20 protein-coding genes are annotated in these 24,717 nt (G+C 61.1%); 8 read left to right on the top strand and 12 right to left on the bottom strand.

The window, feature by feature from the left end; all coding sequences use genetic code 11:
* Positions 1-300: 300 nt before the first annotated feature.
* Both P2081_RS14895 and P2081_RS14890 read left to right on the top strand, forming a co-directional pair.
* Positions 301-1,317: a universal stress protein gene (locus P2081_RS14895; protein WP_278923656.1), complete on the top strand. Its 1,017-nt coding sequence runs from the start codon at positions 301-303 to the stop codon at positions 1,315-1,317.
* Entirely contained in the window at positions 1,287-9,707 is an 8,421-nt protein-coding gene (locus P2081_RS14890; RefSeq protein ID WP_278923655.1) for a GH36-type glycosyl hydrolase domain-containing protein, read from the top strand. Before P2081_RS14895 ends, P2081_RS14890 begins: the two co-directional genes overlap by 31 nt.
* Positions 9,708-10,368: 661 nt before the next feature.
* Here the strand turns inward: P2081_RS14890 and P2081_RS14885 are convergent.
* Genes P2081_RS14885 through P2081_RS14875 form a run of 3 tightly spaced genes read right to left on the bottom strand, consistent with a single transcriptional unit; the run spans position 10,369 to position 12,288 of the window.
* Complete coding sequence (locus tag P2081_RS14885) at positions 10,369-10,896, bottom strand: Hsp20/alpha crystallin family protein (protein WP_278923654.1); 528 nt, start codon at positions 10,894-10,896, stop codon at positions 10,369-10,371.
* Positions 10,871-11,833, bottom strand: coding sequence for a Crp/Fnr family transcriptional regulator (locus P2081_RS14880; RefSeq protein ID WP_278923653.1), 963 nt, complete (start codon positions 11,831-11,833; stop codon positions 10,871-10,873). The genes P2081_RS14885 and P2081_RS14880 overlap by 26 nt, the downstream gene beginning before the upstream one ends.
* A gap of 2 nt (positions 11,834-11,835) precedes the next feature.
* Positions 11,836-12,288 (bottom strand): host attachment protein, encoded by a 453-nt coding sequence (locus P2081_RS14875; RefSeq protein ID WP_278923652.1) that lies wholly within the window; start codon positions 12,286-12,288, stop codon positions 11,836-11,838.
* A 209-nt stretch (positions 12,289-12,497) separates the two neighbouring features.
* Here P2081_RS14875 and P2081_RS14870 point away from each other — a divergent pair, with 209 nt between their 5' ends.
* Positions 12,498-13,271, top strand: a complete 774-nt coding sequence (locus P2081_RS14870) for a Crp/Fnr family transcriptional regulator (RefSeq protein ID WP_278923651.1) — start codon at positions 12,498-12,500, stop codon at positions 13,269-13,271.
* 72 nt (positions 13,272-13,343) lie between these two features.
* Here P2081_RS14870 and P2081_RS14865 read toward each other — a convergent pair whose 3' ends face one another.
* Genes P2081_RS14865 through P2081_RS14855 form a run of 3 tightly spaced genes read right to left on the bottom strand, consistent with a single transcriptional unit; the run spans position 13,344 to position 14,655 of the window.
* Positions 13,344-13,895, bottom strand: coding sequence for an HPF/RaiA family ribosome-associated protein (locus P2081_RS14865; RefSeq protein WP_278923650.1), 552 nt, complete (start codon positions 13,893-13,895; stop codon positions 13,344-13,346).
* A 54-nt stretch (positions 13,896-13,949) separates the two neighbouring features.
* A complete protein-coding gene (locus P2081_RS14860) occupies positions 13,950-14,369 on the bottom strand; it encodes a CBS domain-containing protein (protein ID WP_278923649.1) in 420 nt (139 codons plus the stop codon).
* Positions 14,370-14,427: 58 nt separating this feature from the next.
* Positions 14,428-14,655 (bottom strand): hypothetical protein, encoded by a 228-nt coding sequence (locus P2081_RS14855; protein ID WP_278923648.1) that lies wholly within the window; start codon positions 14,653-14,655, stop codon positions 14,428-14,430.
* Between P2081_RS14855 and P2081_RS14850 the strand changes: the two genes are divergently transcribed.
* The 5 genes from P2081_RS14850 to P2081_RS14830 all read left to right on the top strand — a co-directional run bounded on the left by P2081_RS14850 (position 14,640) and on the right by P2081_RS14830 (position 19,827).
* A complete protein-coding gene (locus P2081_RS14850) occupies positions 14,640-15,311 on the top strand; it encodes a DUF2267 domain-containing protein (protein ID WP_278923647.1) in 672 nt (223 codons plus the stop codon). The genes P2081_RS14855 and P2081_RS14850 overlap by 16 nt on opposite strands.
* Positions 15,312-15,584: 273 nt before the next feature.
* Positions 15,585-17,453 (top strand): ATP-dependent zinc metalloprotease FtsH, encoded by a 1,869-nt coding sequence (ftsH, locus tag P2081_RS14845; protein ID WP_278923646.1) that lies wholly within the window; start codon positions 15,585-15,587, stop codon positions 17,451-17,453.
* Between the two features lie 365 nt (positions 17,454-17,818).
* A complete protein-coding gene (locus tag P2081_RS14840) occupies positions 17,819-18,154 on the top strand; it encodes a hypothetical protein (protein WP_278923645.1) in 336 nt (111 codons plus the stop codon).
* Between the two features lie 86 nt (positions 18,155-18,240).
* Positions 18,241-19,689, top strand: a complete 1,449-nt coding sequence (locus tag P2081_RS14835) for an oleate hydratase (RefSeq protein ID WP_278923644.1) — start codon at positions 18,241-18,243, stop codon at positions 19,687-19,689.
* 3 nt (positions 19,690-19,692) lie between these two features.
* Entirely contained in the window at positions 19,693-19,827 is a 135-nt protein-coding gene (locus P2081_RS14830) for a hypothetical protein (RefSeq protein ID WP_278923643.1), read from the top strand.
* Between the two features lie 59 nt (positions 19,828-19,886).
* Here P2081_RS14830 and P2081_RS14825 read toward each other — a convergent pair whose 3' ends face one another.
* The 6 genes from P2081_RS14825 to P2081_RS14800 form a co-directional block, all read right to left on the bottom strand.
* On the bottom strand, positions 19,887-20,354 hold the full coding sequence (locus P2081_RS14825; protein ID WP_278923642.1) for a c-type cytochrome: 468 nt from the start codon (positions 20,352-20,354) through the stop codon (positions 19,887-19,889).
* Positions 20,355-20,504: 150 nt separating this feature from the next.
* Positions 20,505-21,395 (bottom strand): F0F1 ATP synthase subunit gamma, encoded by an 891-nt coding sequence (locus P2081_RS14820; protein ID WP_278923641.1) that lies wholly within the window; start codon positions 21,393-21,395, stop codon positions 20,505-20,507.
* On the bottom strand, positions 21,382-22,950 hold the full coding sequence (locus P2081_RS14815; protein WP_278923640.1) for a F0F1 ATP synthase subunit alpha: 1,569 nt from the start codon (positions 22,948-22,950) through the stop codon (positions 21,382-21,384). The genes P2081_RS14820 and P2081_RS14815 overlap by 14 nt, the downstream gene beginning before the upstream one ends.
* A gap of 2 nt (positions 22,951-22,952) precedes the next feature.
* On the bottom strand, positions 22,953-23,729 hold the full coding sequence (locus P2081_RS14810) for a F0F1 ATP synthase subunit B family protein (RefSeq protein ID WP_278923639.1): 777 nt from the start codon (positions 23,727-23,729) through the stop codon (positions 22,953-22,955).
* 3 nt (positions 23,730-23,732) lie between these two features.
* Complete coding sequence (locus tag P2081_RS14805) at positions 23,733-24,020, bottom strand: F0F1 ATP synthase subunit C (RefSeq protein WP_278923638.1); 288 nt, start codon at positions 24,018-24,020, stop codon at positions 23,733-23,735.
* A 1-nt stretch (position 24,021) separates the two neighbouring features.
* Complete coding sequence (locus P2081_RS14800) at positions 24,022-24,714, bottom strand: F0F1 ATP synthase subunit A (RefSeq protein WP_278923637.1); 693 nt, start codon at positions 24,712-24,714, stop codon at positions 24,022-24,024.
* Positions 24,715-24,717: the final 3 nt, after the last annotated feature.

Below are 24,717 nucleotides of genomic sequence, written 5' to 3'. Positions count from 1 at the left end.
TCGTGCTTCAAGACGCAGACCGAGTATCTGAGCCGCCCACTGAAATGATCTCACGCGACAATGCGTTCGGGCGAAACATCACAGCAAGATCTGCACACACCAGCACGGCTATTCTAAACACAGCCCATGCCATTTCATTGACAGCTATCAATGACATCAGACCTCTCTGGTCGCGCTATGATTGTGTCAGGTGCAAGGCGGGCGAATTGCGCCCCGTCAATGAACGCTTGGCCTGTGCGGGTAGCATATAGGCCCAAGCTTCAAGCAATAACTTAGCGTCTCATGGACGGGAGGTTGCCCATGCCTGATATTCATTCCGGGTCGACCATCGTGGACCGGCCACATGGGCAGGCGAGCGACGCTCGCCTGTTACGCCATGTGATGGTTTGTCTCGACCGGTCCCCTGATGCCGCGCGCATACTGGAACAAGCTGTATTGCTGGCGAACCAGACGGGGGCTGACCTGACAGCCATGCGGGTTGTGCCCGCGGTGTCGTCCACGCTTCGTTGCGCCGATCCGATCGACTGGGAATTGACCAAACGAGATGAGATTGCCGATCTTCTGCGTATGTCCGACATGGCCGGGGCGACCACCGAGATACGTGCGATTGTGGCGTGCGGTTCAGCAACGCGGTGCATCCACGAAGAGGCGCTGCGCTGCGATGTGGATCTTCTGGTCTTGGGCACGGGGACTTTCGGACCGCCGAGCCGATGGGGCCTGGGTGGGACGGCCAGGCATCTTGCAGAGGTCTTTCATGGATCGGTTCTGCTCGTTCCCGACGAAATAGCAGGTGAGCCCTCAAGGAGGCGCCGTATCATAGTCCCAATGGATGGTTCGCCGCTGTCGGAAGCCGCGCTTCGCTTCGCCGCCGCGATTGCGCGGATCCGCGCGGCAGAACTGGTCATCCTTCACGCAGTTTCGCATGTCGGCGGGTTCGGCACTGGACGGACGGGACAGGGGGATGAGGCGCTCTGGCGTGAACTCAAGGATGAGGCAGCACGCACGGCCGAAGATCGGATTCAGCGTTTGCGTCGATTGCTCCCCGCCCACAGACACGGCAACCGTGTCCGTCGGCTCAGCGGAGATGAGCCACGCCGAGCCCTGATGAAGGCGATTTGCGAGGAACGGGGCGAGCTGGTGGTCCTTTCGGCCCGCGGGCTGGGAAACGATCCGGATCTGCCCATCGGGAGCACCGCAGAATATCTGCTCTCCCGTGCTGTGACACCAGTTCTGCTGATCAGGAACGCGGAGATGAGCACTCATCGCGCTGGCGGTACAACACCGAGATGGCCCGCTGGCTTGCGGCAAGAGCCGTGACGCCGCCCGCCTCGCAGTTGCAAGAGCAGGTCGCCACTGCGTCCGAAACCCAAATACAGCACAATTGCGTGGATCCTGGCCCCGCGAGGGCCGTACCCGTATGGAAGCACCTCGACAAGATTCCCGCCTGGCTGGATGAGGCGCGGCGCATCTGCCGGGCGCCACCGCCCGAAGCCTCGAAGGCGGCAGAGTGGCTCCTTGATAACGAGTATCATGTGCGTCGGGCGGTGCGTCAGGTGCGTGAAGATATGCCGCCGACTTTCTATCGCCGTCTCGCCCGATCCGCCATGTCGGAAGCATGGGGCGGGCCGCGTGCGTTTCTTGCAGCTCGCAGCTACGTTGATGAAACACACGCGCAGATCGACGCAGCGACTGCGACGGCTTTCGTGAACAAGTTCCAAGGCGAGGAAGGGCTCTCCCTCGCCGAACTTTGGGCATTCCCTGTGATGCTTCGGCTCGTGGCGCTTGAAGAAATCGTGACGACCTTCTGTTGTCTTGTCCCGGAACTCGCGCCGCCCATGCAAGGGTTGGACAGACCCGAGAACTGGCAAGAGCGTGATCCCACCGACGCCCTGTCGCGGGCGATTGTGGCGCTTGCCGCAATTGAGCGGATCGACTGGAAAGCATTCGTCGAAGCCACAAGTCATGTCGAGGCAATCCTGCGCAGGTCACCCGACGGGCTATACCCCGAGATGGATTTTGACACGCGAGACCGGTATCGGCAGGCGATCGAGGTTCTTGCCGATGGGACCGGACAGTCTGAGCCGGACATCGCGCGCGAGGCGGTTCGCATGTCGCGCGACCATACGGGATCGCCACGCCAGAACCATATCGGATGGTGGTTGGTCGATGGTGGCCGTGCCGAGTTCGAGGCGCTGAGGGGCTATCGGGGCAAGCGCACCGAAGCCTTTCGCCGCCTGGCGCTGCGCCGACCGGGATGGGTCTATGTCACGGGCCTTGTCGGAGTTGCCGCACTGGCGTTTGCCATACCGTTTGCGCTGCTCATCACCTGGGGTGCAAGCGGCATTGCTCTTGCGCTTGGTGGTCTGCTGCTGCTGATGCCTGCTTTGATCATTGCGGTGACGGTGACCAATTGGCTTGTCACGCAGACCGTGCCGCCGCGGGGGCTGCCCAAGATGGATTTCCAAAAGGGACTGCCCGAAGGTGTCGAGGCAGCCGTTATCGTCCCGGCCATCTTCCGCAGCCCCGAGGAGGTTCCTCCCCTTCTTGCGCAGATTGAACGTCACATGCTGACGAACCCGGATCCACAGATGCGCTACGCGCTCTTGAGCGATCCTGCCGATGCCACGCAACAAGTAACGGAGGGGGACCAGGCGCTTGAGGCGGCACTTGTCGACGGTATCCGGGAGTTGAACCGCCGATACGAGAAAACCGCGCCCTTCGTCCTGCTGCATCGCCGACGCAGCTGGAACCAGGTGGACGGCATCTGGATGGGATGGGAGCGCAAACGCGGCAAGATCGAGGCGTTCAATGACTTCCTGGATGACGGGGGCACGGATGCCTTCCCCCTGACCGAGGGGGATGTCGAAGGGTTGCGCGCCGCGCGGTATATCGTGACGCTTGATGCCGACACAATTGCGCCCCCGGGCGTGGTACACAGCCTTATTGGCGCGCTTGCGCATCCGCTCAATCGCGCTGAATTCGACAAGGATGGAGAGCGTGTCATCGCGGGCTACACCTTCATCCAGCCCAGGATCGAAATATCCCCCGAAGCGGGGGCCGTTTCGCCGTTTACGCGGCTCTACACAGGCGACACTGCCATCGACATTTACAGCCGTGCGGTATCCGACGTTTACCAGGACCTTTTCGGCGAAGGGATTTTCACCGGAAAGGGGGCTTATGACGCACAGGCCTTTCGGCGCAGCCTCAGGAACCGGGTTCCAGAAAACGCGCTGGTCAGTCACGACCTGTTCGAGGGGCTCCACGGGCGGGCGGCTCTGGCAACCGACCTCGTGCTCTATGAAGGGTTTCCCGCGCGCTACCCGGATTTTGCACGTCGCATGCACCGCTGGATTCGCGGGGATTGGCAATTGTTGCCCTGGCTTGGCCGACAGGCACCGGGGCGCAGCGGTGATCGGTTACGCAATCCTCTGTCTGCACTCGATCGTTGGAAGATCGTTGATAATCTTCGCCGGAGCCTGATCGCTCCGTCGCTTGTGCTGCTTGCCCTGTGCGGCTGGCTCGTGATTCCCGAGGCGGCTCTGATCTGGACACTGCTGACCGTGGCAGCCCCCGGCAGCTATCTTGTGACCCACATCGCCGCAGGAATATCGCGCGGGCGTCGCCGCGGCGCTGTGCAGGATCGCTGGCGACAACTGCGTGACCACGTGGGCCGCTGGCTTCTGGAAATCGCATTCATGGCGAATGAGGCCGTCATCTGCCTCGACGCTATCTGTCGTGCAGTATGGCGGCTCACCGTGTCGCGGCGCAACATGCTGGAATGGTCGACCGCCGCCCATGTTGCTGCAACCGGTGCCAATACGCGGGCGCGTTTCTGGATCGACATGGCGGGCGCCCCCCTGCTTGGTCTCGCCATCACGATCACACTGGCCGTCCTGGCACCTGCCGCCTTGCCTGGCGCACTGCCGCTGCTGGTGCTCTGGATCCTGTCGCCAGAAATCGCCTACCTGATATGTCGACCATGGCAGCCCGCAGAGGACAGTCTTTCCGACATTGACGTTGTCTGGCTCCGTCACATCGCGCGGCGCACATGGGCCTATTTTGAGACCTTCGCCGGACCTGAAGACAACTGGTTGGCACCCGACAACTACCAGACCGATCCCGAGGCGAAAATCGCCCACCGATCATCGCCCACGAATATCGGGATGCAATTCCTGTCGTCCATTACGGCACTTGATCTCGGACATGTCGGATTGCGTGACCTCGCGCAGCGGACTGAGTATACGCTGGAGGCGCTGGAACGGATCGAGCGCCACCAAGGGCATCTCGTGAACTGGTTCGATACGCGCACCCTTCTGTCGCTGGAGCCTCGCTATGTCTCAACAGTGGACAGTGGCAACCTCTCGGTGTCACTTCTGGCGCTGCGCGAAGGCTTTATCGAGGTCGCGAATGGCCCGGCGCTGTCGCGCTCCCTCTGGGACGGCTTCATCGACACGCTTGGAGTGTTGGCAGAGGCAACCGGCGATCTGCCGACTGAACATTCACAAGTGATAGGGGCGCGGATCCGCGTCCTCTGCGAGAGAGCAGAAGCGGCTCGCGATGATCCCGCTGGGTGGCGCAGGGCTCTTTGTCGGAGTCTTGAAGAAGACTTGCCCAAGCTATCCGGGGCCATCCTGAAAGCCCTGGATGCCACGCCTGGCGCCGATCCGGAAGAATTGCATTTCTGGTTCGAGCGCAGCCGCCATCACGCGGCAAGCTTCATGCGTGATCTCGACACCCTTTGCCCGTGGTTGGTGATCGACGGGTGGATGAAGTTGGAGGAACACGCCGGTGAAGTCGCAAAAATGCTGTGTCCGGACATGCCGCTCGCGCAGCTTGAGGATGCGTTGAAACGCCTGCAGGACGGCATTGAAGACCTTGTGAAAACCGGCGTCGACGGCACAGAGTTACAGGCCGCCATTTCCGCTGGACAGTCCGCACAGGTGGCTTTGCGCGACAACCTGTTGGTCCTTGCTCAGAAGGCCGACGGGCTTGCGATGGGAATGGACTTCTCTTTCCTCTACGACCGGGAAACCCGGACGTTCTTTATCGGCTACAATCTCAGCTTCGACCGGATGGACGATCACCGCTACGATCTGCTCGCGTCCGAGGCGCGGCTGGCCAGTTTCGTCGCCATCGCCAAAGGCGATGTTCCGGCAGAACACTGGTTCCATCTGGGGCGGCCGATCTCGCGGTCCTCCGGTCCACTTACGGTCCTGTCATGGAGCGGATCAATGTTCGAGTTCCTTATGCCGGCGCTTCTGATCCGCAGTGCTCCGGGTCAGTTGCTGGGCCAGAGCGAGCAGGCCGCAGTCGATATTCAGCGTCGCTACGGAGACAGGCTCGGTCTGCCCTGGGGGGTGTCGGAAGCTGCATTCTCCGCACGGGACACGGCGCTGAACTACCAGTATCGCGCCTTCGGCGTGGCCGGGCTGGGCATGCGCCAGGGACTTGCAGAGGACTACGTTGTTGCCCCCTACGCCAGTGCGCTTGCGCTGTCGGTCCGACCGGGGGCCGTCGTGCGCAATCTACGCAGGCTTGAGGCGCTCGGCATCCGGGGACGCTACGGATTCTACGATGCCGTTGACTTTACACCTTCGCGGTTGCCCGAAACAGGCACCCACGTGCCGGTTTTCACCTATATGGCACACCATCAGGGGATGCTTCTGTCTGCCATTGGCAACGCGCTCAACGACAGTATTTTCGTGCGTCGTTTTAGCCGGGACCCGCGCATTTCCGCCATTGATCTGCTGATGCATGAACGGGTGCCGTGGGAATATATACCGGAGCCGTTGCCAGACGCAGGCTCGACGCTTCCAGAGCAGATTGAACGACGCGTTCGCCCGTTGCACGGCTGGCCCGCCGAGAACACAGATGCGCCGCAGGTCCACACACTCGGGAACGGGCATCTGTCAATCTGGCTGTCGAGCGCAGCAACGGGAAGCATCTGGCGGCACGGGCAGTCGCTAACCAGCTGGGGCGGGAATCCTGTCAGCGACAACGGCGCGGCGCGGCTTTTGCTACGCGATGCCGAGGATGGCGCGACATGGGAATTCCGGCGCAGGCCCGAACAATGGATGGATGTGATGTTTCACGCCGAAAAAGCGTCCTTCCATCTGCAGCACCATGACATCGCCGCAACACAGGAAATTTGCGTTGCTGCCGCCGATGACGTGGAGATCCGGCGCGTTACGCTGGTCAATCATGACGACCGCCGCCGGGTGATCGACGTCACGACCTATGCGGAACCGGTTCTTGCACCGCATACGGCGCATGAACGCCACCCTGCCTTTAGCAAGCTCTTCGTCAGGAGCGAGATCTTGTCGGACATGAACGCTGTGTATTTCACCCGGCGTCCACGCCGACCCGAAGATGCGCCGCCGGTGATGCTGCACCGGCTGTTATGTGAGGACCGGGGCGTGGTCCTTGAGGGCACCGAGACGGACAGGCGGGCGCTGGTCGGTCGCCACGGAACTTATCTCGCCGCTGCAAACGCGGAAATGACGGGGACGACAGGGTGGACTCTCGATCCGGTTGCCGCGCTGCGGGCGCGGGCCAGTCTTGCGCCGGGACAGCGTACAACATTCGCTTTTCTAACGATTGCGGCCGGGTCACGGCAGGCGGCAATCGACACGGCAGAACGCTACGCGACCGCTCCCGCACTGGACTGGGCCTTTGAGGATGCCGCCCGATCAGCCGCAGATGAGGCAAATCGTGTCGGGCTGACACCATCGGAAATGGCCGAAACACAGCGCCTGGCCACCCATCTGCTTAGGCCGCCTGCAAGGACCGCCGCGAACGGAGAGACCACAGGATCAGGACAACCCGACCTGTGGGGGCTGGGTGTTTCTGGTGACCTCCCGATCATGCTGGTCCGGGTCGCGGGCGCAGAAAAGGCTGATCTTCTCCCCTTCCTTGTGCGCGCGCAGCGTTGGCTTAGACGAAATGGCCTGCGGTCCGATCTTGTGGTTCTTGGCACGAAGGCTTCAAGTTACGAAGCGCCGATTGCCGCGAGACTGCGCGATGCGCTTCGCGATGCCGGGCTCGCTGAGGGGATTGGCGGCGACGGCGGTATTCATCTGCACAGCGTTGACCGTATTTCGCGGTCACAGGTGCGCGCCCTTGAAACGCTTGCGCGGGTGACGCTTGATGGGGCTGCACCAACGCTGGATGTGGCGCTGCCGACAGCGCCGGAAAACTACGTCAAACCACCGGTCTTCGCCCCTGGTGGCCAACCGATGACCGAGACGTTCGAGCCTTCTGAGGGGCCCAAAGACCTGATTTTCGACAACGGTCTCGGGGGCTTTATCCCCAACAATGGGGACTATTTCATACAGACCGAGCCGGGCCTGAAGACCCCAGTGCCGTGGTGCAATGTCATTTCCAACAACAAGTTTGGCACGATCATCACGGAATCTGGGCTGGGTTTCACCTGGAGCCTCAACAGCGGGGAGTTCCGCCTGACGCCATGGTCAAACGATCCAGTCTCAGACACACAGGGGGAAGCGGTCTATCTGCGAGACGAAGAAACCGCACGGATCTGGACGGTCACACCGTTGCCAGCGGGCGATCAGGCACCCTGCCGCACCACGCACCGGGCGGGCGAGACGGTTTGGCAGCGGTTCTCGCAGGGGCTTACACAGCGGCTTTCGGTTTCGGTGCCAAAGGATGCGCAGGTCAAGCTGATCAGCTTGGAGTTGACGAACACCACCGACCGCCCGCGGCGCATCACTGCGACCTGTTATGCCGACTGGCAACTTGGGGCGACGCCGTCGATCGCCAAGCCGCATGTCAGGACAGGCTATCACGACACGGCCCGGGCGCTGATCGCGCAAAGCGGCTGGTCACCGGCCTTTGCCGGTCAGATCGCGTTCCTGACCGCCAGCCGACAGGCCCATGCGATGACCTGTGACCGTGCGGCTTTTCTTGGCCCCGGCGGTACTGCACTGCCCGAAGGTCTGCGGCGGTGGAGCCCTTGGGGGCGGACAGATACAGTGGAGGACGCTTGCGCAGCCTACCAGTTGCATCTTGATATCGCGCCGGGTGCGACGGAAAAGGTGGTCTTCGTGCTCGGGGCTGCCACCAGCCTGGCCGAGGTAGAAACCTTCGCCGAGACCTTCGCGTCACCTGAAAAGGCGGCTGCGGCCACGCAGGCTGTGGCGGATGTCTGGCAGCACCGTCTTGGCGCGATCCGGGTCGAGACACCGGACGAGGCCTTCGACCTGATGGTGAACCGATGGCTGCCGTATCAGTCCTTTGCCTCCCGTATCCTCGCGCGCGCCGGGTTCCAGCAGGCCAGCGGTGGCGTCGGGTTCCGCGATCAGCTGCAGGACATGATGGCGTTCCTGCTGTCCGAGCCGCATCGCGTGCGCGCCCATATCCTTGATTGCGCAGGCCACCAATTTGAAGAGGGTGATGTGCTGCACTGGTGGCACCCACCAGAGGAGCGCGGTGTCAGGACCCGTTGTTCGGACGATATGCTCTGGCTGGTCTACGCCACTCATGCCTATGTCCGCGCCACCGGCGACACATCCATCCTGACCGAGCAGGTGCCCTTTCTTTCCGCCCCGCCATTGGCCGAGGACGAAGAGGACCGCTATGCTGCGTTCGAGATCGGACAAAAGGCAACGCTGCTTGATCACTGCCTGCGTGCGATGCAGCGCGGCGCGACCAAGGGGGCGCACGGTCTGCCACTGATCGGCAGCGGAGACTGGAACGACGGCATGGACCGGGTTGGCTGCCGGGGGCGCGGTGAAAGTGTCTGGCTGGCATGGTTCGCGGCGTATTGCGGCGATGCCTGTGCCGATCTGGCCGATCTGTCTGACCGCGCGGATGAGGCAGGGTTCTGGCGCAAGCGTGCAGGGGAATTGCGGCGGGCTGCGGAAGCCTGCGCCTGGGACGGCGAATGGTATATTCGCGCCTTTGACGATGATGGCGTGCCGTGGGGGTCGGCGCAGAATGACGAGTGTCAGATCGACAGCATCGCCCAGTCCTGGGCGGTTCTGGCGGGCGCTCCGAACCGGGCGCGCGCCGAACAGGCGCTCCGGTCGGCGGCCGCCCATCTGATCGACCCCGAACACCGGCTTGTGCGGCTATTGACTCCGGCCTTCGACAAGACGCCACGCGATCCCGGTTACATTCGCGCCTATCCGCCGGGGGTCCGCGAGAATGGTGGCCAGTATACCCACGCGGCCGCGTGGTTCGGGTTGGCCTTCGCGCGGATTGGCGACGGCGATGAAGCCTACCGGATATTCGACCTGATCAACCCCGCGCGGCGCAGCACAACTCTTGAGGGGGTGCTCGACTATCGCGGTGAGCCTTACATCATGCCGGCAGACGTAGGTGGTGCGGCCCCGTTTGAAGGTCGGGCCGGATGGACCTGGTATACCGGCGCCGCAGCTTGGGGCTGGCGCCTGGCGGTCGAAGGGATCCTTGGTCTGGAACTGCGGGGCGGCGCCTTGCACATCGCCGCCTGCCTGCCTTCGGACTGGACCGGTTACCGCGCGACGGTGCGGGGACAGGCCGGGTCCATTGCGATAGAGGTGCAGCAGGTCGATTGTAGGGATGGCAGTTCTGCCAATACGCAGGATGGGAAGGGTGAAGACGGGATGCTCGTGGAGTTTCCAACCGACGGATCGACCCGCCAGGTTCACGTGCAAGTCTGCCGCGGCAGCATCAAGCATACGCGACAGGCCAGCGCGAGGGCATGAACGCCCGGCGATATTTATTTCTTCTGCACCGTCTGCCCACGTTGCGCCAAAACCCATGGCTAAAACAAGGTCGTCGGTGTGGTGGGAAAAATGCGCGCTGCTTAGAAGGCGGACGCCGGGAAGGTAATCACCGGCACCTCGATCTTGCGCCCGGTCATGCCTCCGTTCAGAACCTCATGACCGATCTGCTTCAAGGTTTCTGCGGTCTCGCAGTCAATCAGGACTTCTGAACAGGTTGCACAACGCAGTGCGGGGATTCGTTCTATTACATAAGGTTTTTCCCCGCTCCAGATTGACGTCGTGGTTTCGCATTCAATGAGGTCATACCCGCTGCAACGGGAGCATGTTCTACCGGGTTGCTGGTTAACGTTCGAAACGTTGGCTGCGGGCATGGGTCGGGCCTTTCTTTGATTTGGGTTGGCTGCTGGATTGGGGGGGGCTTGAGAAACTGGCGCGCCAGCCGTCTTGGCTGTCACTGTGGCACAAAACCTCGGTTCGGCCACGGCTGAATGGACACCCATGGCCTTCGGTCAGATCCACAAGGCGGCGATCAAAAAGAAACCCCCGGCAGCAGGCAGTCAAGGGACAGATCAGGGACAAGGCTGCCGGGGCAAGAATGCGCCTCCATCTGGGGGCGGGGATTTGGACTGCGCCGTTGGCTTCAGGCGGCGGATTTCACATCCACCTTGCGTTCCTTCTGTTTCGCTTCCGGGGTCTTTGGTAACGTCACGGTCAACACGCCATTGGCGAAATCTGCAGAAACGGCATCGGCGTCGACACCGGAGGGCATGGAAAGGGTGCGCTGGAATTCCCCGTAGCGGCGTTCACTGACGAGGTAGTCTTCCTTCTCCTCTTTCTTTTCCTCCGATTTTTCACCGCGAATGGTCATCGTTCCATCGCTCAGCTTGATGTCGATGTCCTCGGCGGTCATGCCCGGCAATTCGGCCGTGACCCGGTATTCACCGTCACATTCCACGAACTCCGTCGCCGGCTGCAGCGCCCACTCAGCGCTTTCGGGGAACAATGAATGGACCCGGCGCGGCAGCAGCGGTTGCCGCCAGAACCCCGTACCGAAATCGTCGAACAACCGATCAATCTCGTTTCTGAGCGAAAGCATTGATGGCCACCCCTCGACGGTCGCTGGTGGTGTCTCTCTGCGAACTTCAATCTCGGACTTTTTCTTGGACATCCTCAGGTCTCCTTCTGGCAAGGCCGCGCTTCTGCACGGACACAGGTTTCATGACAGCGTTTAATCTATTTGCACCGTGCCCCAGTGCATTGACGGCGGTCATCCGGTGGCCAGATTTCAGCGACCTGAAGCAGGTTTCCATCCGCTTTGAGTGGTCACCCTCTGCCACGCGACGAGCGGGCAGTTCCACGCCCGCAATGGTCGCGAGCGAGTCGAGATCGTGAATCCGGAACCGGTAGGGTGTAAGGCAGGTGATCAGCTTTTTCCCTTCCAGATATCGCAACGTCCGGCTGATCGTCTCGACGACGGTATTGGTCAGGTCCCCCCAGTCGCCCCGGTCGAGTTCCATGCTCAGGATAAGGCTCCCATCGGGGAGCGGCTCGGTCGGCATGAACTCGACTGCACTGATGAGGAAGCCAATGATCCGCTCGCGGCTGGTCAACGAACCATTGTGCCAAAGCGCGTCCAAAAGTCGGTGGTGCTGATGGTTCATTTCCTGCAGCAGTGACTTTCGGAAAGGCTGGTTGATTTCCAGCTGCCGCTTGATCGTCGCGCTGTCGTAAGAACAGATTTCGATGTCGGTGGCGGCATCGAAATCATAGCCATGCTCCTGACTGAGAAGCCCGCCAACGATGTCTCCGGGTATCGCTAGTCCCACCAGGATGCGTTTACCGCTCACCTTTATTACTGATCTTCGTGCATACCCGCGTCGGACAATTCCGAAAAAGCCGCTGCTCTGATCTTGTTCGAAGATTCGCTCTCCGCGGCCAAAACGGCGCAGAATTGGCGGATGAGTGCCGAAAACAGGCTCATTCTTGATGATGCGGCAAAGTTGAGAACCGCGTAACTTGCATGTGCGACACGCTTTGAATGCTGCGTGGATCTCGGTTCGGGGCCGAGGCAAACCCATTCCTAAATCACGTGCAGTCTGAATCATGTCTATGGCTCCTTTCTAATTGCCCGGAGTACGGCGTCGCGCAGATCCGTCTCCGGCAGGTTGATAAGATTGAGATCGCGTTCGAGGATCACGGCACGACTCAGGGTGGCGGATATTTCTCGGCGCAAGATGCCCAGCATCTTTGGTGCGGCGAAAACCGCCAGTCGGGTCAGATGCCCCTCACGAAAGTTGTCTTCCAGAACGCTGAGGGTTTCCCGCGCAAAATCCTGCATGTCGCGCAGGACCGGGTCGGACCCGGGTTCCATGGCAGAGCGCCGCCCTTCGCCGCCCGATGCGAAGCTGCGGCCCGCCTTGTCGGAGAGATATTCGCGCAGACGCGTCGATTTTGCCTTGCTGACGAGTTCTATCGGGTCATGCGAATCGCCGTCTTCGAGGTGCCGCAGAATGCGGGCACGGACGCCATCACTTATCAGGGCCCATGTCTTTTGACGCATCACATCCTCCACTGTGCACAGGTTGCGCATCTGGTATGGAAACCGATTTGCACCGAAAGGTCATTGATACCTGTCAACGCTGCCCCCGGTTCAGCGGTTTGCCACTTGTAGTCGTAGCGGCGGAATCATGGTACTGATCAAATACTGGTGATCAACACGAAGGTGGCGCGACTCGTTGAACTGGTCTGACAATTGGGGGGCACGGGGGGATGACGAAAAAGACTCACAAAGGGGTGCGCCTGGCTTTGTCTGGATCGATGGCGTTTTCGCAGCTTCGCCCCGAAACACGGGACGCGCTGAACGCGATGTGCCATTCGAAAAGCTATCGCGCTGGACAAACTGTCATTCATGCGCAGGAGAAATGCGATTTCATCGGCTGCGTTCAGTCCGGCATTTTTCGAATTCAAAGGACTTTGGCCGATGGGCGAGAGCATATCGTCGGGCTTCTTGTCGAGGGGGACACATTCGGAAGGGCTTTCGACGGCGCGGCAGAGTTTTCCATCGAGGCAGCGACAGACGCGGAAATCTGCGCCTTTCCCCGTGCGGAATTCGAGGCCCTGCTGACGCGATCGCCCGACCTTGAACGCGCTGTGATGTTGGCTATCACCAATGAGCTGGATCGGGCGCGCGAGTGGCTGATCATTCTGTCTAACCAGAAGATCGCCGGGCGGATTGCCGGATTCCTGCTCCTGATGTGTTCGCGCTTTCGCGATATCGACCATATCCTGCAGCCAGGTCCGCAGGGCATCGAGGTCAAGATACCTATCAGCCGTGCCGATCTGGCCCATCTGCTGGGCACACGGCCGGAATCGATATCTCGCTCCCTGCATGCGCTCAACGATCAACGGGTTATCGACATTCTCGAACCCAACCGCATTTTGATCCGGGACACAAAAGCCTTGGCCCGTGTGGCGGACGAAGACGAAATCGAGGCCCTTGCCACTCTGCAGGATCTGTTGAAGAACCATCGCCCCGCGCACTGAATGATGTCGAGAGGTCGGCCCGGATCGCGGTGGCTATTCGCATGTCAGCGGTTCCGCCACTGCTGATTGCCCTCAATCTGCAATCGTCACCGACGCGGCGTAGGCGCCCTTGTCGCCCTGCATCTCGCGAAACCGGAGCCGGGTGCCTTTGTCCAGGCGCTCCCAGTTGTCAGAGGTCAGGCTGTCGCGCTGGAAATATACCTTGCGTCCATCATCGGCCTGGACCCAGCCATATCCCAGCTCAGACTCCAGTTCGGTGATTTTGCCGTGATGCACGGGCGGATGGTGCTTTACCTCAATACCGTCCATCTTCTTTTTGCGCTTTTTCAATGCCTTTTCGGCGGCGGTGAAAGCGCGGTTCACGGCTAGAATCAAATCGTTCTGCGCGCTGCCTTGTGCGCTTTCCCGGGAAATCGACACATCCGGGCCGGGCAGATGCAGGTTGAGCCGTACCTGGAAGACGCGCCCGTGCCGTTTCCTTTTCTGTGGTGCCTCCATCGTCACCTCGCATCCGGTGAGCTGGTCATCCCGCCGTTCCAGCGCCTTGATGCGCCGACGCACGAGGTTCTCGACCGCCGGTGAGTGATCAATATTGTGATAGAAGATGATCGGTTCAATCTGCATCTTTGGGCCCCGTATCGCGGATATCACGGAAATCGAGCACGCAGGCGCTGCGGATCAGGGATGGTGATCCGCCACGGCATGCAGAAGCTCGCCGGACAATTCCCTGCTGACCGCGTGGGAAATGTCGCCGAGGCTCAGCATTCCCACAAGCCGCTTGTCATCGTCGATGACCGGAAGACGGCGGATTTTCTTCTGATCCATGAGATGAATGGTGTCTTCCACCGTCTCGGTCGTCCGGCAATAGACGATGCCCTTGGTCATGATCTCCTCGGCGGTTGTTTTCGCCGGATTGCGTCCCTCCGCAACCACCCGAAGCGCGATGTCACGGTCGGTGACCATGCCGACCAGCTTGTCATCTTTGCCGATCGGAATCGCGCCTATATCGTTTATCTGCATTATCTTTGCCACCTCGCTGACTGGCGTGTCGGCGCTGGCCCAATCGGCCTGTCGGTGCATTGCCGCAGTAATTTCCATTTGGGAACTCCTTTCAGCTTTGTTTTGGGGACATGATAGGGGCTATGGCGCGCCAGTTTCATTGACTGCCGTCAAGCGGATGATGCAATCGCTTGATCGTATCGGTAATCAGCTGGGAAAATGTCAGGACGCGCATGCGGTCGGCTAGGGTGCCGCTGGTTGCCGCAACAGCGGCAACGCTGTCGGTCAAGGTGATGGTGTCGACCAGAGTGGTCTGTGTGAAAAGGCCGAGATCGCCGCATTCGTGATCAGATCCTGCGTTGCGATGGCATGCACTTCGGGGCACCGTGGGCGCGCACCGCCTGTCACCTCCAGTGCCTCGCGCTCCTCGTGCCGGGAAATCTCGAATTCCCCGATCTGGGCAATCTGTCGAACCATCCTGTCGGATCTGTTGAGCGCAAAGAAAAGCAAATCCCGTCAACGCGGGCCGGGACGCTCTCGGCATTGACGGCCATCAATGCACTGCGCGCGATTACCACCCATCATGAAGTTCAACGATATTCAAGCGACAGGTGTTTCATGTCCACAACCGGTATCGCCACGCTCGATCATGCCCCGCAGGTTTTTGCCGAATGGCTGAATGAACTCTGCGATGATCTCGGTTTTTCAAAGCCACGGGCATACATGCTTCTACACGAAACGTTGCACGCCATTCGTGATTTTCTGACGGTTGATGAAGCCGCAGATCTTGCAGCGCAGCTTCCGGTGCTGGTGCGCGGCGTTTACTTTGAAGGTTGGAACCCTTCAAAAACCCCAGCCAAGCCACGCAACAAAAGTGACCTGATCGAACGGGTCGCATCGCGGTTTCAGAGGGATCCTTTGGAGGAGCCGGACCGGGCAGTGGCGGCGGTCATCGACCTTTTGCGTCGGCATGTATCCTGGGGCGAATTCGAGCAGGTCAAGCACGCCATGCGCAAATCTGTTCAGGAACTTTGGGAATAGGCGTAGGCCACATGTCATTGCCCGTCGGCACCCTGGCTCAAACGGAATGCGATCCGGTTGACCTGTCGCTGAAGGGCAAACGCGAATTCCTCAAGAAAGGGTGGCCCTGGCCGAATGAGCCGCCACCGGACTGTATCGAAACCCAGGCGTCCTATGTCTTATTCACTCGGGACCGGTTAAATTGGCCGTCATTGCCGCGACACCGGACGAAGTCAGGAAGGATCGCGAATGTCAAACTCTCCGTCTCGCAAACCGCCAACCGATGATCCCCAGATGCGGCGGATGATTTTTGCTCTCTGGGCACTAATTCTTGCGGCTTATGCGTTTGCCTCACTCACCAGTGTTGATTCCAGCATTCAGATCGTTTCCTACAGTGAAATCAAGCAGATGATCCGAAACGGTGAAATTGGTCAGGCGCTTCTGGAGGAGCACGCGATAACGGTCTCGGGTGAGGATGACGTTGCCGCAGCGCCGCCGCGGTTCCGCGCAGTGACACCTTCACAGGGCGATCCCGAGCTTCTGCCGCTGCTGGAGACGCATGGCGTCAAGATCACCGCCGAAGAACCCCGGCGGGTGTCGGTTCTCAGCTATCTCCTGCCGTGGGTTCTGATCCTCGCGGTCTATTTCTGGTTCCAGCGGCGGATGCTGAGCCAGATGGGAGGCGGATTTGGTGCGGGCGGCCTTGGCCCGGGCGGGTTGGGGGGGCTGTTCAGCGGACGGTTTTCCAAGCCCAACGAAAGCGGAACTAGGACAACCTTCGCCGATGTGGCCGGTCAGGACCAGGCGAAGAAGGAGGTGGCCGAACTGGTCGAGTTTCTGCGCGAACCCGAACGCTTTCAACGCGTGGGCGCCGAAGTGCCGCATGGGGTGCTTTTGATGGGCGCTCCCGGTACCGGCAAGACGCTTCTGGCCAAAGCGCTGGCGGGCGAGGCTGATGTTCCGTTCTTCTCGACATCGGGTTCCGAGTTCATCGAGGTTTTTGTCGGTGTCGGTGCCGGCCGTGTGCGCAAGATGTTCGAGGCGGCGCGCAATGCTGCCCCGTCGGTCATCTTCATCGACGAGTTGGACAGCATCGGCCGCACCCGGGGTACTGGGCTTGGCGGCGGCCATGATGAGCGCGAACAGACGCTGAACCAGATTCTGGCTGAGCTTGACGGGTTCGAGGGTAAAGAGGCAGTAGTGGTATTGGCCGCGACCAACCGACCCGATGTGCTTGACCCTGCTCTTCTGCGCCCCGGACGCTTTGATCGGCATGTTGTGCTCAATCTGCCCGACCGGTTGGATCGGCGGGCAATCCTCGACATCCATGCCAGGGTACTGCCGCTTGCCGATCCTGCGGATCTGGGTGCGATCGCTGATGGCACGCCGGGATTTTCAGGCGCCGATTTGAAAAACCTGCTGAACGAGGCCGCGATCCAGGCCGCCCGACGCAGCGCGGCCTCCATCACCATGGCGGACCTTCAGGAGGCCCGCGACAAGGTGATGATGGGTACCGTGCGCACGCTGGCAATCCAGCCCGAGGAAAAACACCGTCTGGCCGTGCATGAGGCGGGTCATACAGCGGCGGCATTTTATACACCGGGGGCCGATCCGCTCTACAAGGTGACGATCATTCCGCGCGGGCGCAGCCTGGGCGGCACACACATGCTCGAGCGTGAGGAGCATCACACCCTGCCCGAGAATTACCTGAAAAGCCAGTTGACCATCCTGCTGGCGGGGCGCGCGGCAGAAAAACACCTGCTTGGTACTGTCAGCTCCGGTGCCGACGACGACATCAAACGCGCCACAGAATTGGCCCGCTCGATGGTTGCCCGGTGGGGTATGAGCGACGACATAGGCCCGGTGGACCTACGTCAGAGTGAGGACCATCCCTTCCTCGGCCAGTCAATGGCCCAGCCGCGCGAACATGCCGACGAAACCGCCGCCCGGGTCGACAATGCAGTATCAATGCTTCTCAAAGATGCCGAGGCAGAGGCGACCGGCATCATCACCCGCCACGAAAAAGAGGTCCGTGCGCTGATCGACGAGTTGGAGGGCAAGGAGGTGCTCGATTTCAAGGAAATCGAGACCTGTCTGAAATCGGTCGTATCCGTGGTCAGGCCGCTGTCGCGCAAAAACGATGACAACGAAAGCGAAACGTGAACGGTGGCACCATCCAATCCTGCCAGATGTTGCCTCCCCTTATCCGTGACCTCCTCCCCGATGGCGGAACACACGGCATCGTCAAATCCTGAAAATACCCGCCATAGACGCCAAAGCCAGGCTTATCGGGTGCAGCGCAGCTACATTGGCTTGCGGTACGTTCATTTCTGAGACGGTTGTCAAATACGTGCGGTTTGATTGACTGGGGGCATCTCCGGGCAACCGATGCGCGTCGATATGCGGAATATGGCCAACGTAACATGGTCCAACGGCGCGGGAAACCATCCCGATTGACGACTGACAATGTGGCGAATCTGAGAATCGCCATACTCCATCTGGTTTCTACTTTTGGAGGGGGTTACGCAATGACGAGATTTGATGATGATGCGGCACTCAAAGCGGATGACCCATCGGTCCTCGCCTCTGAGAGTAAACCGTGGGTTCTTTTTCCAATGCGGCATACCGAATACCAGAATTGCCGAGACGATGCCGAAGATCTGCTCGGTCGGCATCCCGAACGGGCGGTTGCGACCTTTCGCGACCTTGGGCTGAGTGACGATGAGATCGCCAGGTATTTCAACGTCTCACCGTGCAGGATCAAGCGCCTGTCGGGTGGCGGCCAGCAATCAGACCGATCCGACAGCCTGCATGACGTTGCAAAGTTGATGCGGGTGAAGCTCTTTGGCGGGACAGACGGATAACCCGACCTTCGCCATTGATCCTGGTCAAGGCATACGGGCAGATTGTCCAGGATGAGCGGAACCAGAGTGAACAGGAGCCTCGCGCCATGCCGAGCGACGACGCCAAAGGGCAGCACCATATCGTCGGCGGCGGCATCGCCGGCCTTGCCACGGCAGTATTCCTGATCCGCGATGCCGGGGTCGCGGGCAAGAGTATCCGGATCTACGAACAACGCGACGTCGTCGGCGGGTCGCTGGATGGCGCGGGTGCAGCCGAATCCGGCTACGTGGTTCGTGGCGGTCGGATGTTCGAAGACCACTTCGCCTGCACCTTCGACCTGCTCGATACGATCCCCTCTGCCGACGATCCGGGCTTGACGGTCAGCCAAGACATCCGGGCCTTCAACAAGATGGTGCCCGGTTCATCCAATTGCCGCTTGGTGCGTGACGGAAAGCCCGCCGAGGATCGCTACGATCTCACGCTTGGCGCTCACGACATCGTCGACATCAACCGGCTGTTGCTGCATCCGGAACGCACATTGGGCGCGCGCAAGATCGATGATTGGTTCCGGCCCGAATTCTTCGATAGCAATTTCTGGCTGATGTGGGCCACTATGTTTTCGTTCCAACCCTGGCATTCGCTCATTGAGATGCGGCGCTATCTGCGACGCTTCATCCACCTGTTTCCCGGGTTCAGCCGGATCGCCGGGATCTTGCGGACGCGCTACAACCAGTATGACTCGCTCATTGGGCCGATTGTGACCTGGCTTCAGGAAAGGGGCGTTCAGATTGCGACCGGCGGGCAGGTCGCCAACGTAAGGATCGAGGGTACCCGGCAGGATCGCCGCGTTGTCGCGCTGGTCCTCGCTGGTGACGAAAGGGTGCCGATCAGCGAGGCAGACCGCGTTTATCTCACCTTGGGGTCCATGACCGAAGGGTCGGTTCTGGGGTCAAACACCAAGGCGCCCAGTCGCGACGATCACGAAGGCGGTGCATGGGCGCTTTGGCGCAGCCTTGCGGCAGAGCATGAAGGGTTGGGTAACCCCGAAGCCTTCTGCGGCGACATAAGCAAGACCGCCTGGCATTCCTTCTCCGTTACGATGGACAGCCCTGACTTCTTTGAATTCATGGAGGATTTCACCAACAATCGCACGGGCACGGGCGGGCTGATCACCTTTGCTGCGTCGGGCTGGACGCTTTCTATCGTGCTCATCCATCAGCCGCATTTCTGCGGGCAAAAACATGGCACATATGTCTTTTGGGGCTATGGGCTGCGCGGTGATCGCAAGGGCGATTTCGTGTCCAAACCGATGTGGGAGGCCACGGGCAACGAGATCATCGAAGAACTCTGTGGGCACCTGAACCTTAAGGCTGCACGGAGGAAATGGTTCAAAGACGCCCGCTGCGTGCCCTGCCGGATGCCCTTCATCACCAGCCAGTTCATGCCGCGCATCCTCGGCGACCGCCCTGACGTGCGCCCCCAGGGTGCCCGGAACTTCGCGGTGATCGGGCAATATGTCGAACTGCCCCGCGACTGCGTCTTTACCGTGGAGTAATCTGTGCGATCCGCGCGCACCGCCGTGGCAAGCCTGACCGGAAAGGCCGATCCGCCGCCGCCTGTCGCGCGCACCGATCTGGACCCGATGGTGCTGATCCGCGCGGCGCGGGTCTTGGTGGGCATGGGGGCAGCGTGATCATCGGCCACAGCGGCATCACCTTGCCGGATCAGGTCGGTGCAGGCACGATGACAATGTTAGTTCTCTGGCTCTGCGTCGACTGCCTGTATTGATTGCAGATAGTGGACCAGTTCATAGATGCGGTTGCGCACCCGGGTTTCGTTGATTTCATCCGGTCCGTATTCAGACATGACGGCATCCATGTACCGATCACCCCAGACTGGCATCTGGCGATCGCCATGTGCGGCGACTTCGGTTCGGCCATCGATGACCGAAAAGATGCGTTCCATCGGGAATGTGCCATCATTGCGGGCCGAAAGCTGGGTCAAGTCACCAGGGTCGATACCGCGAAACAGGCGCGTCAGAAAGCCCGCGCCCGTTCCGTCCCTTCCGTGGCAGGACGCACAGGAATTCAAGAACTCCCGCTCCATCGGTTCGATTATCACGGGTTCCCAAGGATGGGGCTGTTCTGTCGGCCCCTGGGCTTGCAATGGCGCTCCGGTTCCCAAGAGCAAAATGGCCAGGACTGCGGCTGTGCGTATCATGTTGCGCTCTCCTTTTTTTCAACAGGGTTGCGCCTCCAGCATCTCTGACTTGCCTTGCGGTGGCATTGACGCCGGACAACGGCCACTGCGGGCTTTTCTTATCTGGCACTTTGAAACCTTGGGATCAGTTCCTACCCAACGCGGCGGCTTCTACCGCTTGTCTAGCGCGGTTGCCCCTGCCAGCACGTCCAGCATTTCGCTGGTAATCTGCTCTTGGCGCCGAAACCGGAACGCGCTGTTCATTTCAGCCAGCCGGTCACCTATGCCCTTTTCGGCGGATTGCATGGCAGCCAGCCGCGAGGCATGTTCAGAGGCCTGCGCTTCAGCCAGAGCACGGAAGATACGGACGAAGACATGCTCGCGGATCAGGCAGGTCAGAACGATATTGCGCTCTTCGGTATAGATGGGCAGGTGCCGCGACGGCCATTTCCGGTTGGCCTGATGGCACAGATAGGCGGGCGAGACCGGTAACAGCGACATGGTCACCGGGCGGGCAGGGGACTCTGGTGTCTGGACGGCGTGGACAATGCGCAGCCGGGCGATGCCTCGCTGCGTGCGCCAGTGATCGGCCAGGGCCAGCAGGTTGCGTGTCGACGCGCGCAGTCCCTCGACCGAACCTGGCGTGGCATGAATCACGTCCGGTGTATGGCCGGTGCCTGCCAGCAATTCGGCGGCGCGGGTGCCGATCGCGGCCAGAGCGACATTTTCGGCTTGGCCAGACAGGATATTTTCCAAGGCGGCATTCAGGACAACTTTGTTGAACCGACCACAGAACCCGTGGTCCGACCCTGCCACGATCAGCCCCATAGGCCCGGTCTTCCGCTCCGCCTCAGAGGCGGCAATGGCGGCATCGGCGACTTCCTTGTCGCGTAGAACGATCTGCAGGCCATGGTCGATGGTTTCGTCATAGGCGCGCACCGCTTGGGCCGCGCGCTCGCAGCGCCGGATCGTGATCGAAGACAGTGTCTTCATCGTCTTCACGATGGATTGCAGGTCGCGCGTCGTGGCGATCCGGCGCTGAAGCAGTTCAAGCGTCTCCATTACCGCCCTCCTGTGTCAATGGCGCAAGGGCCTGCCGGATGGTCGAGATGAGGGCCGTGCGCGCGTCGTCGTCAAAAGACTCGCCATTCTCAATTCGGCGGCAGAGCGGGGCCTCCGTCTCCCGGATCGCCTGGGATATGGCTCGCTCGGCATCGGCCACGCGATCTAGCGGCAGTGCGTCCATCAAGCCATGGGTTGCGGCCAATAGCACCGCGATCTGTTCGGGGGGCGCTGGCCGCGCCTGCTCGCGTTGTTTCAGTGCCTCGCGTACACGGCGACCGCGTGTGAGTTTCAGCTGCGTAGCTTTGTCCAGGCGCGTCCCAAAGCGCGAAAACACCTCCAGTTCCTCGAACTGGGCAAAGGACAGAAACAGATCGCTGGCAACGCTGCGATAGGCGGGCAGCTGCGCTTTGGCGCCCACCCGGCTGACTGATCGCCCAAGGTCAACCGCCGGCAGCATGCCTTTTTCGAACAGAACCGGGGACAGGTAGATCTGACCGTCGGTGATCGAGATCAGGTTGGTCGGGATATAGGCGGCGATGTTCTGCGCCTGGGTTTCGACAATCGGTAGGGCGGTCAGCGACCCACCGCCCCGTTCGGGGCGCAGATGGGTCGCACGCTCAAGAAGCCGCGAATGAATATAGAAGATATCGCCGGGATAGGCTTCACGCCCTGGCGGTCGGCGCAATAGCAGCGACAGCTCGCGATAGGCGCGGGCATGGCGGGTGAGATCATCATAGACAACAAGGACATCCTCGCCGCGAGCCATGAAGAACTCGGCTATCGAAGTGGCGGCATAGGGGGCGATGAACTGCAGTCCCGGCGTGTCCTCGCTGCCTGCCACCACGACCACGGTGCGTTCCACCGCGCCCGCGCGGCGAAGCGTGTCGATGACGCGCGCAACCGCCGAGGCGCGCTGCCCCACGGCGCAATAAACGCAGAGCCCCGGTTTCGCAGCCGGTCCCTGACCGCCGGGCCGCCCTGCCTGGTGGTTGAGCATGGCGCTGACGGCGATGGCGGTCTTGCCGGTCTGACGGTCGCCGATGATCAATTCGCGCTGGCCACGCCCAATGGGGATGGCGGCGTCCACGGCCTTGACCCCGGTTTGCAGCGGGACTTCAACCGGGGCACGATCAAGGATCGCCGGGGCTGGGCGGTCGACCGGCCAACACTCTGTCGCACGCAGCGGGCCGGCTTCGTCGATGGGATGGCCAAGCCCGTCAACGACCCGCCCCAGAAGCGCCTGCCCCACGGGAACGTCGATGGCGCGGCCGGTAGGCCGTGCCTCGCTTCCGACGGCCAGCGCTGCGGCCGGGTCAAGCAGGATCACCCCGACGCGTTTTTCGTCAATATCCAGGGCAGCGCCCATAAGCCCGCCGGGAAAGGCAATCAGCTCGTCTGCGCCCAGTTCAGTGAACCCTTCAACATCCGCAACTGCTGCGCCCACCCGGACAACCGTGCCGATCTGTTCACTGCGCAGGCGCGCGTCGTAGGCGTCGAGCCCACTGTCGAGCGTGGCCAGAAGGTCCTTTGCGATGCCGTCGAATACTCCCATGGCTATTCCGCAGCCTCCTGTCCGTCCTCGCGGCCCATCCACGCGCCGATTTCCTTTTCCAAATCGTCGAGATAGGCATTCACGTTCCAGTGCAGGGTCTGGCCGCGCACCTTCAGCTGGATCCCACAGCCGATCTGTGCGTCGCGCAGAAAATCGGGCTGCGCCTCTTCGTGCAGGACCGCACACACCGCTTTGCGCAAACGGTTGCGCACCGGATCGGGCAGATCGAAGGCGCTGGTCACGGTGATCCTGCCGCCGGCCTCGGCCTCGGCGCGCAGATTATCGAGCGTCTTGCCTGTCAGCCCGTTCAGCCGGGTGATGAAAGTGTCGGCCATCGCCTCTTCCAGACGCACGTCGGCCAGATCGCCCAGAACCCGGCGGGCCACCCGCCCAACATGCCCTGCTACTTCGCGCCGAAGATCAACAAGGAAGGCTGCCGTCTCTCGGTCGACCTGCCTTTGCCAGGCGGCGCGCTGCGCAGCAACGCGCTCGTGCGCTTTTGCTTCCAGTCTTTGTTCCAGGTCCTGCGCCTCTTGTTGAGCCTGTGCCAGCATCGCCGCGCGCCGCTGTTGGAGCCCCAACTGTTGCTGTTTCAGTGTCTCGGCTTCCCTGGCGGCCTCGGCCTCGCGCTTTTCGGCCTCAGCGAACCGGTCGCTGATCGCCGCCTCCCGGTTCCGCATGGCCCGAACGATGGGCCGATAGAGCAGCCGCTGAAGCAGCCAAACCAGCACCAGGAAGTTCGCGATCTGGGCGGCGACGGTGATCCAGTCGATTTGCATCACCTAGCCTCCTGCTGCGGTCCCCGCCTGCATCGCGGCATCCCAGAACGGATTGGCGAAAATCAGGATCATCGCAACGACGAAACAGTAGATCGCGGTGGATTCGATCATCGCGAGGCTGACGAACAGGGTTCTGGTGATCGTGTTGGCCTCGTCCGGTTGTTGGGCGATCGAAGCCAGTGCCTGAGCGGCGGCCCGCGCTTCGCCAAGTGCCGGTCCAATCGAACCGATGGCGATGGTCAGCCCGGCGGTGAGGATGGATATTAGCCCGATCAGGGTCGCGTCGGTCATGTCAGTCTCCTTTCGCGGCATCGGCGCCGTGGTGCTCATGCGTTGCCGATGCGATATAGACCATCGCGAGGATGGCGAAGATATAGGCCTGGATCACCCCGGTCAGCAGCCCCAGAAGCTGCATCAGGATCGGAAAGAAGAAAGGGGCAATCGAGATCAGAATTCCGGCGATCACGGTGCCGCTCATGACGTTTCCGTATAGCCGGATCGCCAGCGCCAGCGTGCGTGATATTTCGCCAATAATGTTGAAAGGCGCCATCAGCGGTGTCGGCTGAATGTACGAGCGCAGATAGGTGCCAACGCCCCTGCGCGCCAACCCAAAGAGCGGCACCGCGATCAGCACGCAGATCGCCAGCGCCGTGGTGGTCGAGAGCGAGCCGGTGGGAGGTTGGAAACCGGGCACCACCGCCAGTATGTTCGACACCGCAATGAATACGAAAAGCGTACCTACGAAGGGCAAATAGGGGCCTGGCTCCTGGCCGCTGACCTCGCGGATCTGGGTGCGCATGGTCTCGACGAGCGCCTCCCAGAAGTTTTGGGCCGCTGTGAGATCGCCGGTCTGCGAAAGGCGCAGGCGCACCACCAGGGCGGAAAGCACGAGCAGCGCCATCACGACCCAGGTAAAAAAGATCGTCGCATTGATCGGCACCGGGCCAAGCATCACGACTATCCATGTGTCGGGGGTCAGTCCCATGGC

It is taken from the genome of Pseudophaeobacter profundi, from assembly GCF_029697505.1.
Classification (GTDB): Bacteria; Pseudomonadota; Alphaproteobacteria; order Rhodobacterales; family Rhodobacteraceae; genus Pseudophaeobacter; species Pseudophaeobacter profundi.
This window is presented reverse-complemented; position numbering and strand designations above follow the sequence as displayed.